Source organism: Acinetobacter bouvetii DSM 14964 = CIP 107468, assembly GCF_000368865.1.
In the GTDB taxonomy this organism is placed as follows: Bacteria; Pseudomonadota; Gammaproteobacteria; order Pseudomonadales; family Moraxellaceae; genus Acinetobacter; species Acinetobacter bouvetii.
Genome location: NZ_KB849726.1, coordinates 456,186 through 472,245, shown reverse-complemented (window position 1 = coordinate 472,245; position 16,060 = coordinate 456,186). Strand labels below are relative to the sequence as shown.

Annotated in this window: 12 protein-coding genes; 8 read left to right on the top strand and 4 right to left on the bottom strand. The window is 45.7% G+C overall.

Annotation, left to right across the window (positions count from 1 at the left end):
• The first annotated feature begins 42 nt into the window (after nucleotides 1-42).
• Together F941_RS05070 and F941_RS05065 are read left to right on the top strand one after the other, a co-directional pair.
• Nucleotides 43-1,050, top strand: coding sequence for a Tim44 domain-containing protein (locus F941_RS05070; RefSeq protein WP_005008558.1), 1,008 nt, complete (start codon nucleotides 43-45; stop codon nucleotides 1,048-1,050).
• Between the two features lie 360 nt (nucleotides 1,051-1,410).
• Entirely contained in the window at nucleotides 1,411-1,923 is a 513-nt protein-coding gene (locus tag F941_RS05065; RefSeq protein ID WP_005008556.1) for a tetratricopeptide repeat protein, read from the top strand.
• Between the two features lie 68 nt (nucleotides 1,924-1,991).
• On the opposite strand, the gene F941_RS05060 is transcribed toward F941_RS05065, so the two are convergent.
• Nucleotides 1,992-2,516 carry a cysteine peptidase family C39 domain-containing protein gene (locus F941_RS05060; RefSeq protein ID WP_005008554.1) on the bottom strand — a complete coding sequence of 175 codons (525 nt, stop codon included), beginning with the start codon at nucleotides 2,514-2,516 and terminating at the stop codon, nucleotides 1,992-1,994.
• A gap of 69 nt (nucleotides 2,517-2,585) precedes the next feature.
• Nucleotides 2,586-3,527, bottom strand: a complete 942-nt coding sequence (locus tag F941_RS05055; RefSeq protein ID WP_026253312.1) for a DUF4424 family protein — start codon at nucleotides 3,525-3,527, stop codon at nucleotides 2,586-2,588.
• 303 nt (nucleotides 3,528-3,830) lie between these two features.
• Between F941_RS05055 and ahcY the strand changes: the two genes are divergently transcribed.
• The 6 genes from ahcY to F941_RS05025 all read left to right on the top strand — a co-directional run bounded on the left by ahcY (nucleotide 3,831) and on the right by F941_RS05025 (nucleotide 13,754).
• On the top strand, nucleotides 3,831-5,213 hold the full coding sequence (gene ahcY, locus F941_RS05050; RefSeq protein ID WP_005008549.1) for an adenosylhomocysteinase: 1,383 nt from the start codon (nucleotides 3,831-3,833) through the stop codon (nucleotides 5,211-5,213).
• Nucleotides 5,214-5,393: 180 nt separating this feature from the next.
• Nucleotides 5,394-6,230 (top strand): methylenetetrahydrofolate reductase [NAD(P)H], encoded by an 837-nt coding sequence (metF, locus tag F941_RS05045; protein WP_005008548.1) that lies wholly within the window; start codon nucleotides 5,394-5,396, stop codon nucleotides 6,228-6,230.
• Nucleotides 6,231-6,255: 25 nt separating this feature from the next.
• Nucleotides 6,256-6,972 carry a 16S rRNA (uracil(1498)-N(3))-methyltransferase gene (locus F941_RS05040; RefSeq protein WP_005008546.1) on the top strand — a complete coding sequence of 239 codons (717 nt, stop codon included), beginning with the start codon at nucleotides 6,256-6,258 and terminating at the stop codon, nucleotides 6,970-6,972.
• 167 nt (nucleotides 6,973-7,139) lie between these two features.
• A complete protein-coding gene (locus tag F941_RS05035) occupies nucleotides 7,140-10,019 on the top strand; it encodes a bifunctional diguanylate cyclase/phosphodiesterase (protein ID WP_005008544.1) in 2,880 nt (959 codons plus the stop codon).
• A gap of 138 nt (nucleotides 10,020-10,157) precedes the next feature.
• Nucleotides 10,158-12,437: an NADP-dependent malic enzyme gene (locus tag F941_RS05030; protein ID WP_005008542.1), complete on the top strand. Its 2,280-nt coding sequence runs from the start codon at nucleotides 10,158-10,160 to the stop codon at nucleotides 12,435-12,437.
• A gap of 81 nt (nucleotides 12,438-12,518) precedes the next feature.
• Nucleotides 12,519-13,754: a multifunctional CCA addition/repair protein gene (locus F941_RS05025; protein ID WP_005008536.1), complete on the top strand. Its 1,236-nt coding sequence runs from the start codon at nucleotides 12,519-12,521 to the stop codon at nucleotides 13,752-13,754.
• Nucleotides 13,755-13,959: 205 nt separating this feature from the next.
• Here F941_RS05025 and epmA read toward each other — a convergent pair whose 3' ends face one another.
• Both epmA and F941_RS05015 read right to left on the bottom strand, forming a co-directional pair.
• A complete protein-coding gene (gene epmA / locus F941_RS05020; RefSeq protein ID WP_171065505.1) occupies nucleotides 13,960-14,952 on the bottom strand; it encodes an EF-P lysine aminoacylase EpmA in 993 nt (330 codons plus the stop codon).
• Between the two features lie 8 nt (nucleotides 14,953-14,960).
• The gene (locus F941_RS05015) at nucleotides 14,961-16,028 is read right to left on the bottom strand and encodes a 4-phosphoerythronate dehydrogenase (protein ID WP_005008534.1); all 1,068 of its coding nucleotides are present in this window, start codon (nucleotides 16,026-16,028) and stop codon (nucleotides 14,961-14,963) included.
• Between the last annotated feature and the right edge of the window lie 32 nt (nucleotides 16,029-16,060).

Below are 16,060 nucleotides of genomic sequence, written 5' to 3'. Positions count from 1 at the left end.
ATAAATACAGGGCGATTTTTTATTTTTATATAGGTAAATTTAATGGAAGTTCGACAGCGTGGTTTGATTGCGGGCGTTTTGACCGCTGCTTTATTGGTTGCACCTTTAGCTGCAGAAGCAAAACGTGCAGGTGGCGGTAAAAGCCACGGTATGAGCCGTCAAGCGGCCCCATCTCAGTCTTACCAACAGCCTCGTCAAGCTGCTCCAGTTCAACAGCCAGCAACTGCAGGCGCGCCAGCTAAATCTGGTTCAAATGTAGGCGGCATGGTGGCTGCCGGTGTAGCGGGCGCTGCAATTGGTGCAGTTGCCGCTAATGCTATGGCGGATGATAAAAACACTCAGGCGGCTTCTGAAGCGCAAGCCGCGCAAGAAGAAGAAAAAGGCGGCATTCCTAGCTGGATTTGGATTTTGCTTGCTGCAGCCGCTGCCTTCTTTATTTTCCGTAAGATGGGCGCAAAAAAAAAACTAGCCAATAATCCGTATGCGCCAAATAACGGTTCATCAAACATGGCTTACGCCAATAATGGGCCGTTTGGTCAGCAAAATGCAGCGCCAGGTTCAGCTGCTGGCGGCAGCACTAATATTTTTGGTCAGTCCGTTGGCGGTTCTACTGCGTCTCAAGCACCTGTAAACAACGCGCCTTTTGCAGGCGGCGTATATACCAATTCCGGCAGCCAATTGCCGGATGGTACAGAGCCTGCGGCTTTTTTACGTGTTGCGCGTCAGCGTTTTAACCATATTCAGTCAATGAATACTGCAAGCAACATTGCAGAAATTCAGCGCTACTTAACGCCAGATCTTTATCAGTCCATGTATAACGACATTATGGCCAATCAAGATCAGGACGTTGCTGAGTTTTCTAACTTAAATGCAATGGTAGCTGATTCGACAACTGAAAATGGCCAATATGTTGTAAGCGTTCGCTTTACTGGCACCGTCAGCGAAGATTTAAACAGCCTTCCACAGCCATTTGCTGAAATTTGGCATTTTGTAAAGCCTGCTGGTTCTAGCGAAGACTGGAAAGTGGCTGGCATTCAGCAAGAAAGCTAATCCAAAATGGTTTTAAAAGTAGCAGCTTCGGCTGCTATTTTTTTGCCTGCTCTTTTTTCTGAATTCCTGATCATTCAGTCGATTACCGCGTTCACCAAAAGCTTTATCAGTTCACTTTGCGATGTGAAATGTGTTTGTACATAGATTCGCTTAAATACGTGTGTACGGTGCTCAGCACTCACCTGCTCTAGGCTGTATACGCAAAGCGGAAAACCTTTGCTGCCCTTACAGCCAGTATAGGCGCAGCAGCAGTGCTGTTTTACTTCATTTAAACCCTGTGGTCTTAAAAGCTGATCTTCAGATTGGCTTTTTTGAGGCCAACCTATTAGGCTATGCCTATTCTGCACTTTTGGATCCGCTATGTCTGACCTCCCTATTTCACCTGCATTGTTTAACCGCGCGACAGCAGGCAACCGCGATGCTCAATTTGAACTGGCTGAAATTTACATGCAAAGTGACAATGATGAGCATGTTGAACTGGCTGAAGAGTGGGCGCTGAAAGCGGCGCAGCTGGGGCATGTTGAGGCGATGTATTGGCTAGGCGAAGGCTATGCGGTTTATGCCAAAGACATGCAGGAAGAAGATGCTGAAGAATCGAAAGCTTATTTTGAACATGCGCACCGCTGGCTGGAACAGGCGGCAAAGCATAATCACCCTGCTGCTATTTTGGAATTAGCGAATTTTTACCGCCGCGGCGATGTCGTTGAAAAAGACGTTGCCAAATCTATTGAGCTGGTCGAACAGTCTGCCAAACTCGGTGAAGCGCAGGCCATGCGTGATTTAGCGTTCATTTATGCCAATGGCCTAGGCATTGACGCAAATGAAGAAAAAGCGGATTTCTGGACTGAAAAAGCCAATGCTGCTGAGCAGTAACCGCAAAGCTCATTGAAACGATTAAAGCCCATCAACAGATGGGCTTTTTTATATGACAGCTATTTCGTTCAACTCGCGATATAGTCATTAACATTCACGATAATGACTTGACGGCAGATCCCCTCGGCCTGACGCTGCCGCTCAAAATCTTCGGCTGACATGGCGTCAAAGCTGTCAAAGAAGCTGATTTCGGCTTCATCGATATCATACACCAAGGAGTGATTGCCAATACCTTCAAAGGTATCGTAATAGGCAATTACAAACTTGTTTTGCTCAAAGGCCTGCAAAATTTCCGCATAACCTATTGCAGGCAGTACAGGCAATTGCAATTGCGCTGCTTCAGCATAACTGAGTTTTTCACCCTCCTGCAGATCCGGATCATGTTCTGTATAAAACTGCACGTTAAAGCCAAATTTTTTCAGTCCAACAGCTAAACCAATCGTCGTCGTACCATATCCAGCTTCATAGCCGCAGACCTCCATCAGCTGCTGAATATCTGCATCTATTCCTAAATGCTGCAGCAGCATCCAAACAGCGTAAATTCCGCCATTGGCCTCCAGGCTGGATAATTCTTCAGGCATTTCCAAAGCCATAATCAAAACTCAAAAATTTGTCTGAAGCGATAATAAACAAATCATTCAAAATTTGCCTGAAAGTTTTAATCATTCATGGGCTTTAGCGTGCACAAAGATAATGTCTAAATCCTGCTGAGGCACAAAGTTCTTTTCTGACATTTGGAATCGTGTCGGGCTGATTTTTTTGACTTTTCCAGCCCAGCAGAATGACACGAGCTCTCCAGCATCCCGTTCAATGGTCAATTTAAAGTCCTGAATCGGCTTAGCCCAATTCGCCCCAGTTTTTAAGATATAGCCTAATGCCTGATAAGGCGCCTGCTGCGATTTGGCTTTCTTTAAGCCAGCTTTAAAGTTCCGATCCATGCAGTACGCTTTAGTATCCTCTTCCGGATATAACGCCACAGAACCGCCCACCAGCGGCGCGTATTGATGCTGCACATGTGTTAAGGCATTGGCTTTAAAAGTCTGTTTCCAGCTGTAAATCACTTGCGAAGACCAGGTGATCACTTCTTCTTTATCTTTCGGCAGCGCTTTTTGCAATGCTACATTGTTGCAGCCTCTTAGCTTGGTTTCAAAAGCCTCATATTCATAATTTTGCCGATTCCAAGGATTCAGCATTTCTTTTTCGCTAAAACCGCATTGCTTAAAAACATCCGTCAAATCTACCGGCGCTGACTTGTCATCTTTTAAAATAAAAGTCCGGACATGCATCTCAGGCTGTATAGATTTTCCATCGATCTGCACCTTAAAGCTTTTAAGCAAGCGTTCCGTATCCGCAAAATCGGACTCAAAGAAATTTTCAATTTTAGGCAGCGGAAACAGCACCGTTTCCGTCACATCTTTAGCGCTCAAATTTTTGAATTGATAATCGACTTTAATGATCTTTTTGCTAATAAATAGATCTTCACTGAACATTTGGATGTCTTTATTTTTCAAATACTGCACACCACCCGTGGCGACATAGCCGGTCGAGTCGTTGGCCATGATTGACGCGGAAATTAGAGGCAAGGCTCCGAGTAATTTTTTCATCATTATTCTTTTATTCCAAACAGACCTATATAAAGTCAGAACGCATTATTCCATAAAATTTACAGATCAAATGCTTATCCGTTAGATATTAATCAATTTCAGATTGGAACTCATCCTAATTCCAAGTACAATACCCCGCTAGTCGAGGGATGCTGCGACTTTTTCACAGGCTGATTTTCAAAAATAGCAATGTGAAATCGCTAGGCTCGACGATTCGGTCATGCGCCTGTGAAATAACAGTGCTGATCAAAAACGGCATCCGCGAACATAACGATCCAATCTATTTTTTTCTAGGAGATCCTGATGAACGCGGTCACTGCTTCATTTACAGATTACAAAGTTGCCGACATTTCACTTGCTGATTACGGCCGTAAAGAAATTAAACTAGCAGAAGCAGAAATGCCAGCCCTAATGGGTCTTCGCAAACGCTATGCAGCCGCTAAACCGCTTGCTGGCGCGAAAATCCTCGGCTGTATCCACATGACCATTCAAACTGCTGTTTTAATTGAAACGCTGGTTGAATTAGGTGCAGAAGTACGCTGGACATCTTGCAACATCTTCTCTACTCAAGACCACGCTGCTGCTGCAATTGCTGCTGCTGGCGTTCCAGTATTTGCTTGGAAAGGCGAAACTGAAGAAGAATACGTTTGGTGCTTAGAACAGCAAATTAACGTAAACGGCACACCTTGGGATGCCAACATGATTCTGGACGATGGCGGTGACTTAACTGCGCTTGTTCACGAAAAATACCCAGAAGTGATTGCTAAAATCCACGGTATTACTGAAGAAACCACTACTGGCGTGCAGCGTCTTTACGAAATGCACCGCGACGGCACTTTAAAAGTTCCAGCGATCAACGTAAACGACTCTGTAACTAAGTCTAAAAACGACAACAAATACGGCTGTCGCCACTCTCTAAATGACGCAATCAAACGCGGTACAGATATGCTTTTATCTGGCCGCCGTGCGCTTGTTATTGGTTATGGCGACGTAGGTAAAGGTTCTGCTCAATCACTTCGTCAAGAAGGCATGATTGTACGTGTTACTGAAGTTGATCCAATCTGCGCGATGCAAGCATGCATGGACGGCTATGAAGTTGTTGCTCCGTACAAAAACGGCGTACAAACTGGCAAGAAAGAAGACATCAACCTTGACCTTCTTCAAAACACTGACCTAATTGTTACAACAACTGGTAACTACCACGTATGTGACGCTGCAATGCTTGATTCATTAAAAGCGGGCGCTGTTGTGTGCAACATCGGTCACTTTGATACTGAAATCGATACCAACTACCTACGCGGTTACAAGTGGGTTGAAGTGAAGCCGCAAGTACACCAAGTTTACCGTTCAGAAGACGAAAATAACTATTTAATTCTTCTTTCTGAAGGCCGTTTGGTTAACCTTGGTAATGCAACTGGTCACCCTTCACGTATTATGGATGGTTCGTTTGCCAACCAAGTATTGGGCCAAATGCACCTATTCGCTGAAAAATTTGCTGATCTTCCTGAAGATCAAAAACAAGCAGCGATCCGCGTAGAACTGATTCCTAAAAAATTAGATGAAGAAGTTGCTGCTGCAATGGTTGCTGGTTTCGGCGGCGTATTGACGACTTTGACTCAAGAACAAGCTGACTACCTAGGTGTTCAAGTTGAAGGCCCGTTCAAAGCTGAGGCTTATAAATACTAAGTTTTTCACCTCTCCTAACCTCTCTTGCGCTGAACTTTTAAGCAGTGCTTAAAGCACGCTCAGGAGAGGGATTTTTCATTACCGTTTTAAATAATGTAATGGATTCCCCTTCTCCCTTAGGGAGAAGGCTGGGATGAGGGAAATAATAAACAAACAGTATTTATAAAAAAGGATTTGAACATGTCAAAACAGATTCCTATTTCCTTTGAGTTCTTCCCGACCAAAACTGACGCTGGCGCGGAAAAACTTAAAGTTGTACATCAAGAACTTCAGTTGCTCAATCCTGAATTTTTCTCTGTAACATATGGTGCAGGCGGTTCTACCCGTGAACGCACCTTGTCTACATTGAATGATTTTAACGGCAAAGGCACACCTGTTGCTCCCCATCTGTCTTGTATTGGTGACAGCAAAGAGCGTATTGCTGAATTGCTGGATTTATATAAATCACAAGGCATTGACCGCATTGTTGCGCTGCGCGGCGATTTGCCGTCTGGTCAAGTGGGCTTAGGCGAATTGCCTTATGCAACGGACTTAGTACGTTTTATTCGTGAACATACAGGTGATCACTTCAAAATTGAAGTTGCGGCCTACCCAGAAATGCATCCGCAAGCAGACAGCTTTGATTTAGACATCAAGCGTTTCTGCGACAAAGCCAATGCCGGCGCAAACGCAGCATTGACACAGTTCTTCTTTAATCCAGATGCATACTTCTACTTTGTAGAGCGCATTCAGAAAGAAGGCGTGAACATTCCTGTAGCACCAGGCATCATGCCAATCACCAATGCCAGCAATTTAATCCGCTTTGCAGACGGTACAGGCGCTGAGATTCCGCGCTGGATCCGCAAGCAGCTTGCAACCTATGGTGATGACACAGATTCAATCAAAGCCTTTGGTCATGAAGTGATTGTGAAGCTTTGCGAACGCCTGATTGCCGGCGGCGCGCCAAGCTTGCACTTCTACACCATGAACACCACTGATCCAACGCGTCAGCTTGTCACTGACCTTGGCTTAGCTTAACCCCCATTGCTCGAGTAATACTGAAATGCCCCGTTTTTTTATTGAAGCTGATTTAACTGTTGATACGGTCATCGAATTAACTGAAACAGTTTTTCATCACTGGGTTAAAGTATTGCGTGCGCAAGTGGGCGAAAAAGCCACCTTGTTCAATGGGCAAGGCGGCGAATTCGAAGTTGAATTGACTGAAGCTTCCAAGAAGTCTGCTTCAGTCAAAATCATTTCATTTAATCCAGACAACCGCACCCCTGCTTTTAAGGCTTTACTCGGCCAAGTCATGAGTAAAGGCGACCGTATGGATTATGCGATTCAAAAAGCCGTTGAACTGGGCGTGGCGGAAATTCAGCTGCTGACCTCTGAACGCTGTGAAATGCGCTTGAAGTATGACCGTGACCAAAAGAAAATAGACCACTGGCAAGGCATTGCCATTGCGGCCTGTGAACAATGCGGCATGAATGTTGTGCCAAAAATTCATGCCCCGATCAGTTTAGAGGCATGGCTGGCATACGATCTGCCGGAGACTAAACTGGTTTTAGCGCCAAATAAAGATGAAACAGATGTACTGGCGGATGCATCTTTAAAAATTGCACTGCTGATTGGCCCAGAAGGCGGGCTGAGTGAAGCTGAAATTCAGCAATCCAATTCCGCCGGCTTTAAAAACTGGTGCATAGGCTCGCGAGTCTTGCGCACTGAAACTGCTCCAATTGTTGCCCTGTCAATTTTGAATTACCGCCTAAAAGCTTAGCTCATCCGAATATTATATTTTTGTATACAATTTGATTGATTTTTATGTTTAACGTAATTAATCTAATTGTAAGCAATAAAAATTAAGCGATGAAAAACCAGTGTGTTTGGATTAATAAAACAACAAGCGACTTTTAATTACTATATTTAAATAAGGCACTTATATTGATGACAGATGATCAATATGACTACATCAAGCAGTACAATCATGCTGCTCAAATCGAGAATACGCTTCGCTTGAGCCGTTATTTTCTTCTCAGTATTTTAATCATCTGTTTATATATCTTTTGTATTTACCAAATTTACTTTAACACTGTTAATTTTTATTTCAATTTTTGGTTTATCTTTACCGAATTATTTGCCAGTTTTTGCTGGCTCATCAGCACGGCCTATTTCAAGCCTCATCAATTTGACTTAAAAATTGCTCACCGCTGGCTTCAGTTTCAATGCTTCAGTATCGGCGCGCTGATCTCTGCCGGCATTTTCATCATTTATTATTATTTGCCGTCTATAAATCCTAATTTTGCCGATATTCAAGCGCTGACCTTATCTGCATTATTGCTGATTGTAACGCAAACCTTTGGTTTAACCTATTTAACACAGAAGCTGAATTACTTTTGCTTGGCCTTTTTACCCTCCATTGTGCCCTACTTGGTTTCACAATTTTTATTTCTCGATAAAAGCAGCCACCTGTTCAGCTTAGCCATCAATTTTGCTTTAATTGTCATACTGTTATGCGCAACCACGTCATACCGCATTCACCGCCGCATTTCTACCCTTTATGCTAAAAACAGCCTTTTAGTGAAAGAGGCCGAACAGCAAGTGGCGTGGACTGATGACCTGTGCAAGCAGCTCAAAAATGAAATCAACCACTCTAAAGATATCGAACTGCAGCTTCAGCTGAACAATCAGCTGCTGGAGCAGAAAGTGAAAGAACGGACTTTCGATATCGAGCAAATGAACAAAAATCTAGAAGATCAGCAGCAGAATCTTCAGCTTGCGCATGAAATTGCCGGTTTAAAACCCTGGGATTGGAACATTAAAGACCGAACAATTTCCCTGTCCAATAATCATAAAGGCACCTCTCAGCGCGATTCAAAAGAGCATCATTACCAACTGCTGCATACAGTCCATCCAGATGATGCAGAACAGTTCAAAAATGCGATGAAACAGCATTTACGCGGTCAGAATGACCGTTATGAATCGACCTACCGGGTACAAAACAGCCTGACTGGGAAATGGAGCTGGGTGCATGACATTGGCCGGATTATTGCCTGGGACCCTGACAGCAATAAACCGCTGCGCATGGTGGGCATCCGCCGTGATATTCAGCAGGAGCGCACATCGCAAGAGCGTTTAAAATTGGCAGCCAGCGTTCTTAAGCAAGCTGCTGAAGGCATTTTTATTCTAGATGAAGAGCTTCGCTATCTGGACGTCAATCCATGTTATGAACAGCTGACCGGCTTTCGCCATGAACAAATGATTGGCAAGCATTTATTTGATATCGCAGCAAATTATAAATCGCAGCAGCGCAGCGCGCATGCTGAGATTTTAAAGCAGGTGCTGCAGCATCAGCAGTATGACGGTGAACTGCAGGAAAAATTCCTGTCAGGAAAAGAATTAACACTTTGGCTGCACATCAATGCAGTGCTGGATGATCAAAACCGTGTCGCCCATTATATCGGCATTGTCTCAGACTTGACTGAACGCAAGCTGCAGGAACAGCGTTTATCCTATTTAGAAAATTATGACATCCTGACCGATTTGCCCAACCGGTTTTATTACAACTATCAGCTGCATCAGTACTTGATTTCGCAGCAGGACTCTTTAAAGCAGCTGGCCGTCATACGCCTGAACATCGACAGATTCCGCCCGCTGAACGAATACCTCAGCAACAACGGCGGTGATGAGCTGCTTCGGCAAGTTGCTCAGCGCCTGCGTCTAACCAATGCGGAGGCCTTATTTTTAGCCCATCTCAATGGCGATGATTTTGCCATTGTGTATGAAATTTCGCATATCCGACCATCGGTGATGGAACATTGCGAACGCATTGCCAAAGCTTTCACACTGCCCTTCAATATATTGGGGCAAGATCATGTCATCACACTGTCCATGGGCATTGCACTCTATCCAGAGCATGGCCGTCAGCTGGATTATTTAAACAACTGCGCGGAACAAGCGCTTTCTGAAGCCAAACACCTTGGCGGCAATACCATACGTTTATATTCTAATGAGAACACAGCGCTGCTGGAACAAGGCATCTTTTTGGAAAGGGAGCTCCGCAAAGCGATTCAAAGCAATGAACTGGTGGTCTATTACCAGCCAAAAATCAATTTCAGAGATAAAAATATCTATGGCTTTGAAGCTCTGGTGCGCTGGAATCACCCTGAAAAAGGCATTATCCCGCCAGGGCTGTTTATCCCGCTTGCCGAGCAGACCAGCCTGATTTCAGACATTGGGCGCATCGTCATCCAGCAAACCGCCAAACAGATCAAGAAATGGAACCAAATGGGGTTTAATAACATTTGTGTCTCAGTGAACGTCGTTGCCCAGCAATTGCGCCGCGGCCAGCTGCTGATCGACTTGGACGAAGCCATCAAAGCCAATGAAATTTCCGGCGACAGCTTAGAATTGGAAATTACAGAATCATCATTAATCGAAAACTCAGAAACAGTCAAAAAACTGCTGCAGGAAATAAAAAGCCGCCATATCAATATTTCTTTGGATGATTTTGGCACAGGCTACTCATCACTATCCTATCTTGCTGATTTTCCTATTGATGTTTTAAAAATAGATCGCAGTTTTATTTCCAAAATCGGTCAAAACAAGCACGAAGCCATCGTCTGCGCTATGGTTGCCATGGGCAAGGCTATGGGCTTAACTGTGGTGGCAGAAGGCATTGAAACCGAACAGCAGCTGCAATATTTGCGAAATTTAGACTGTGACATCGCGCAGGGCTATCTGTTCTCCAAACCGCTCCCTGAAGCGGAAGCAACGGTGTATTTAAAACAAAATATCCGCCCTGCCACTTATACATACTTAATCTAAGTACATCTTTCCGGTCTATAAGTTTGTTGGAAAAAGGTACTTTAGCGACTGTCCGAAGTGCCGAACAAGTGATATATTCGTGCTTATTTAAGAAACACTACCCGCATTTTTGGGCAACTCAGAACAAACGAGATACAGATGGACGATCAATCTTTAAAACAGCAGGCTTTGTACTATCACGAATTCCCAACTCCGGGAAAAATCAGCGTCACGCCAAGCAAACAATTGGTCAACCAGCATGACTTAGCGCTAGCCTACTCGCCAGGCGTTGCTGCGCCTTGTTTAGAAATTGAACGTGACCCGTCAACCGCAGCGCTTTACACAGCACGCGGCAACTTAGTTGCAGTTGTCAGTAACGGTACAGCCGTACTTGGCTTGGGCAACATCGGTCCTTTAGCCTCTAAACCAGTAATGGAAGGTAAAGGCGTACTGTTCAAAAAATTCGCCGGTGTCGATGTCTTTGACATTGAAATTGCTGAAAACGATCCAGACAAAATCGTAGATATCGTTGCAGCTTTAGAACCGACTTTTGGCGGTATCAACCTTGAAGACATCAAGGCCCCAGAGTGCTTCTACATCGAGCAAAAACTTCGCGAACGCATGAACATTCCTGTGTTCCATGACGATCAGCACGGCACCTCCATTATTGTCGGTTCAGCATTATTAAATGCATTGCAATTGAACGGCAAAAAAATTGATGAAATCAAAATTATTGCTTCAGGTGCCGGCGCCGCTGCCCTTTCTTGCCTGAACTTACTTTGCGCTTTAGGCGCAAAGAAAGAGAACATCATCGTTGCCGATTCACGCGGCCTGCTCACCGCAAAGCGTGAAGGCTTAGATGAATCTAAAAAAGCCTATGTACAAGACATCGAAGGCACCCAGCTTGCCGATGTGATGGAAGGCGCGGACATGTTCCTCGGCCTTTCAGCTGCAGGCATTTTAACCAAAGAAATGGTTAAAGTGATGGCGAAAGATCCAATCATCTTCGCCCTTGCAAACCCAGATCCAGAAATCCTGCCGGAACATGCGCATGAAGCGCGTTCTGATGTGATTATGGCGACAGGCCGCTCTGACTATCCAAACCAAGTCAACAACGCGCTGTGCTTCCCTTATATCTTCCGCGGCGCGCTGGACGTAGGCGCAACCACCATTAATGAAGAAATGAAGATTGCGTGTGTACATGCCATTGCGCGCATGGCGCATGTTGAGGCGGATGCTGCATCTTATGGTGAAAAATCTGCATCTTTTGGCCGTGATTACCTGATCCCGCGCCCATTAGACCAGCGCTTGATTCTAGAAATTGCGCCTGCGATTGCGCAAGCTGCGATGGACTCTGGTGTAGCAACCCGTCCAATCCAAGACTTCTCTGCATACCGTCAGCGCCTGTCTGAATTCGTCTATAACTCTGCGTTTATGATGAAGCCGATTTTTGCGCAAGCTAAAACAGATCCAAAACGCATTGCCTACGCGGAAGGTGAAGATCTGCGCGTTCTGCGTGCAGTGCAAATTGCAGTCGATGAAGATTTGGCCAAACCGATTCTTGTTGGCCGCCCTGCTGTAATTGAAGCGAACATCAAAAAGTTAGGCCTGCGCCTTGAAGACGGCGTGAACATTACCATTGTCGATCAAGAAAAAAATCCTGATTACGACAAATTTGCTGATGACTACTACAGCATCATGCAGCGAAAAGGTGTGACGCCTGAATATGCGCAGCGTGAAGCGCGCCGCCGCTCTACACTGATTGCAGCCATGCTGGTTCGCCATGGCGTTGCAGACGGCATGCTGTGCGGTACGTATTCAAGCTATGACATTCACTTAGACTTCGTCAGCAATGTGATTGGACTAAAAGAAGGCCGCAATAACTTCTTCACGCTGAATGCATTGATGCTTGAAGACCGCAACTTGTTTATTGCTGATACTTACATTAACCGTAACCCGACGGCAGAACAGCTGGCTGAAATGACTATTTTGGCAGCGGAAGAAGTCCGCCGCTTTGGCATTACGCCGCGTGTTGCGCTGCTTTCACACTCAAGTTTTGGTTCAGATCAAAGCGATGCCAGCGCGCAAAAAATGCGTCAGGTGTATGACATCTTGTCTGAAATTGCCCCAGAGCTTGAAGTGGAAGGTGAAATGCACGGTGATGCGGCGCTTGATGAGAACATCCGTCATTTTGCATACCCGAACTCGCGCTTTAAGGGTTCAGCCAACCTGCTTATCATGCCTAACCTGGACGCAGCCAACATTTCATTCAACTTGCTAAAAGCAACATCAGGCAACAATGTCACAATTGGCCCAATCCTGCTGGGCGCAGCCAAACCAGTTCATATTTTAACACCGACAGCGACGACCCGCCGCTTAGTGAACATGACTGCTTTAACGGTTGCTGAGATTCAAGAAAATGAGAAGTCCGCGCTGTAATTTAGCTGGCTAGATCACACTTAGAGACTTGAGAAAACCTCTATTCTGTAGCATGATGGCTTCAAGAATAGAGGTTTTTTCATGCAAGTTTATTTAGTAGGCGGTGCAGTTCGGGATCAGCTGCTCGGACACCCCTATCACGAAAAAGATTATGTTGTTGTCGGCGCAACGCCGGAACAAATGCTTGCTCAAGGCTACCAGCCTGTGGGCAAAGATTTCCCTGTTTTCCTGCATCCAGAAACCAAAGATGAATATGCACTCGCGCGGACTGAACGCAAGGCAGGACATGGTTATCATGGCTTTGAATTTTATACAGATCCAGCGGTTACGCTGGAACAGGATTTAATGCGGCGCGACCTGACCATTAACGCCATTGCGCAAGACGATAATGGCAATTTATATGATCCTTACAATGGCCAAAAAGATTTAGAACAGCGCGTGCTACGCCATGTATCTGAGGCTTTTGCTGAGGATCCGCTACGCGTCTTGCGCATTGCGCGCTTTGCGGCCCGCTATAAAAAATTAGGCTTTAAAGTTGCTGATGACACTTTTAGGCTGATGACGCAATTGGCAGAGTCTGGCGAACTGGAAGCTTTAACGCCTGAACGCGTTTGGAAAGAGACCGCCCGCGCCCTCATGGAAGATCATGCCGATGAATATTTTGAAGTGCTGCGCGCATGCGGCGCATTGAAAGTTTTATTTCCGGAGCTTGATCAGCTCTATGGCATTCCGCAGCGCCCTGAATACCACCCTGAGATTGACTGCGGCATTCACACCATGATGTCACTGCAGCAAGCCTGCCGCGCCAATTACTCTTTGGATGTGCGCTTTGCTGTACTGGTGCATGATCTAGGGAAAGCCTTAACGCCGCAAGAAGAGCTGCCGCGCCATATTATGCATGAAGAGCGCGGCATTCAGCCCGTAACTGAGGTTTGTGAACGGCTGCGTGTTCCAACCAATACCAAACAGCTGGCAATCGCTGTCTGCAAAGAGCATCTGAAATGCCATCAGGCGCTGACGCTAAAACCGGGAACACTGTGGCGCCTATTGCAGCGTTTAGATGTCTTACGCCGCCCTGAACGCGTTGAAGCTTTTGTGCAGGCCTGCGAATGTGACTCCCGCGGCCGTTTAGGACTAGAAGACAGAGACTATCCTCAAGCGCAATATGTACTGGACGCCATGCAAGTGGTGCGCAGCATTAAAGCGCAAGACCTTCCGCCAGACGTCCAAGGCTCTGATATTGGCGAGATGCTGATAGAGCGGCGCATTGCGGCACTGGCTGAATTGAAGGCACAGCACGCAGCCCTGACAATCTAATAAAAAAAGCTCCTCACGGAGCTTTTTTATTCACCATTTCAGCATGGCTAATCAGTATTTCTAATTGATGTCTTAAATGACCTCTTCAACATTAAAAATGCGGTTGAACATAACAATCAGCCATCTTTCACAGCATCAGCTGATATTTTTGCGATAGCGCTTTTCTGATTAAACCCGTGTATCCGAAAGCCATTTCACTCCCAACTTACGAAATATCCGCAGGAAATGTAATCACCTGGTCTAAACGCATTTGCTCAGTAGCAATCATCAGCAAGCGGTCTATCCCTAAAGCAATGCCCGAACATTCCGTCATATTGGGCAATGCAGCCAGTAGAAATTCATCTATCGGCATGACATGCAATCCCAGCTTTTCCCGCTCTGCATTGTCTGCTTCAAAACGGCTGCGCAGCACGTCAGCATCAATCAGCTCATCATAGGCATTCGCCAATTCCAAGCCCTCAATATACAATTCAAAACGGGCTGCAACTAACTCGCCGTCTTCATCAATGCGTGTTTTCGCTAAAGAGGCTAATTCAGGCGGAAAATCTGTCAGAAAAACGGGCGTATCAAAGCCTAAACTCGGTTCTACAAAATGTGAAAACAGCAAATCGATATAGCCTAAACGGTCATCGCCTAAATCCAGGCTGATTCCGACGCGGCGGCAGCAATCTTTAAGCTCTTGCAATGACGCTTGCAGCGGGTTTAATTCTAACCGGTCAATAAAGGCATGCTTATAGCTTAGGATGGTTGGACGAACTGCTCCAAAACGCTGCTTCAGGACGGCATTCAACAGATCCGTCACTTCAAACATTAAATCTTTCAAACTGAAGCCCGGACGATACCATTCCAGCATGGTGAATTCGCTGTTGTGTTTACGGCCATGCTCATCATCACGGAAGACTTTGCAAATTTGATAGATAGGGCCGCTGCCGCTGGCCAGCAGGCGCTTCATGGCAAATTCCGGCGAAGTCTGCAAATAATGTGTTTGCAATTTCCCCATGACATGGCGCTGCGCTTGTATCGAAGCCAAATGCACATCCGTTACGCCTGCCTGTGAAAGAATAGGCGTTTCCACTTCAAGCACGTCACGCTCAGCAAAAAACTGACGAATCTGCGCATACATTTGCGCACGGGCGCGCATTGCTTTTAGATCACAGGTGGGCTGATACTGAACTGATTTTTGCGTGGGATGGTTCATCGGCTGACTCATGCTTTAGGGCCTCCGTGCGCCGCCCATTCACGCCGAAGCGGATAGGTTTTACGCAAATGATCGAAAGCCGTTTGCACAACTTTGCCAGCTTTGACGCAGGCGCGCAAAGCAGCATCATCACGGGCAATATCGTAAATTTCTGCTAAATGCTGTTTCAACACCGTTTTCAGCGGCTGATTTTGGAAAAATTGCTCACAGACTGGAAGCTGTGTTTCAAACTTTTTATCTGCCGCTGCAGCAAAAGTTTTACAAAAAGCATCATAAATCATTTGCGTACCGCGCGCCTTGCCTTCCAAGCTGTAGCCTGCAATATGCGGGGTCACTAAAGTGATTAAGTTCAATAATTCTTCTGAAATTTCAGGTTCATGTTCAAACACATCCAGTACAACCTGACGCTGCGTATGATTAATATCGGCAATCAGATCAGCTTCTGCAACCACTGGCCCGCGGGCAGAGTTAATTAATACAGCTTGCGGTTTCATCTGCGACAGTACTTCTGCGTTGATAAGATGATAAGTTGGGTGCTGCCCTGTCTTGGTCAGCGGCACATGGATAGAGATTGCATCTGCCTGCTGTAATAATTCTTTAAATTCTACCTGCTTCACATGATCGCGCTGGACAAATGGATCATAGCCAATCACGCTCCATCCTAGAAGCTTGGCCATAACTGCCAAACGGGAACCGACATTGCCTAGGCCAACAATGCCTAATGTAAACTGCTCATTGGCTTCCATCAGCTCTGGCTTGAGCTTCAGCAATGCTGTAATCACATATTCCGCGACGGCTTGCGCATTGCAGCCCGCTGCATTTGACCATGCTATTCCCTGCTGTTCAATCGCAGGAATATCCAAGTGATCTGTACCAATGGTTGCGCTGCCGACAAATTTTAAAGCCGTATTCTGAATCAATGCAGCATTTACGTTTGTGACTGAGCGAACCAGCAGTGCTTCGGCATCTTTCACATCACCGTGCGTTAAACTGCGGCCAGCTTTATGTTCAATCGTTCCAAATTCGGCAAAGAAATAATCGGTAAATGCCAGATTTTCATCCGCAATGATTTTCATAAGCGCATCCAAAATTTTACTGCCGCTATGAT

What these genes read in the sequence shown, in the direction of transcription:
- F941_RS05015 (WP_005008534.1), bottom strand. Translation starts at nt 16,028, where the DNA reads ATGAAAATCATTGCGGATGAAAATCTGGCATTTACCGATTATTTCTTT.
- F941_RS05030 (WP_005008542.1), top strand. Translation starts at nt 10,158, where the DNA reads ATGGACGATCAATCTTTAAAACAGCAGGCTTTGTACTATCACGAATTC.
- F941_RS05060 (WP_005008554.1), bottom strand. Translation starts at nt 2,516, where the DNA reads ATGGCTTTGGAAATGCCTGAAGAATTATCCAGCCTGGAGGCCAATGGC.
- metF (WP_005008548.1), top strand. Translation starts at nt 5,394, where the DNA reads ATGTCAAAACAGATTCCTATTTCCTTTGAGTTCTTCCCGACCAAAACT.
- F941_RS05035 (WP_005008544.1), top strand. Translation starts at nt 7,140, where the DNA reads ATGACAGATGATCAATATGACTACATCAAGCAGTACAATCATGCTGCT.
- ahcY (WP_005008549.1), top strand. Translation starts at nt 3,831, where the DNA reads ATGAACGCGGTCACTGCTTCATTTACAGATTACAAAGTTGCCGACATT.
- F941_RS05040 (WP_005008546.1), top strand. Translation starts at nt 6,256, where the DNA reads ATGCCCCGTTTTTTTATTGAAGCTGATTTAACTGTTGATACGGTCATC.
- F941_RS05065 (WP_005008556.1), top strand. Translation starts at nt 1,411, where the DNA reads ATGTCTGACCTCCCTATTTCACCTGCATTGTTTAACCGCGCGACAGCA.
- F941_RS05025 (WP_005008536.1), top strand. Translation starts at nt 12,519, where the DNA reads ATGCAAGTTTATTTAGTAGGCGGTGCAGTTCGGGATCAGCTGCTCGGA.
- F941_RS05070 (WP_005008558.1), top strand. Translation starts at nt 43, where the DNA reads ATGGAAGTTCGACAGCGTGGTTTGATTGCGGGCGTTTTGACCGCTGCT.
- epmA (WP_171065505.1), bottom strand. Translation starts at nt 14,952, where the DNA reads ATGAACCATCCCACGCAAAAATCAGTTCAGTATCAGCCCACCTGTGAT.
- F941_RS05055 (WP_026253312.1), bottom strand. Translation starts at nt 3,527, where the DNA reads ATGAAAAAATTACTCGGAGCCTTGCCTCTAATTTCCGCGTCAATCATG.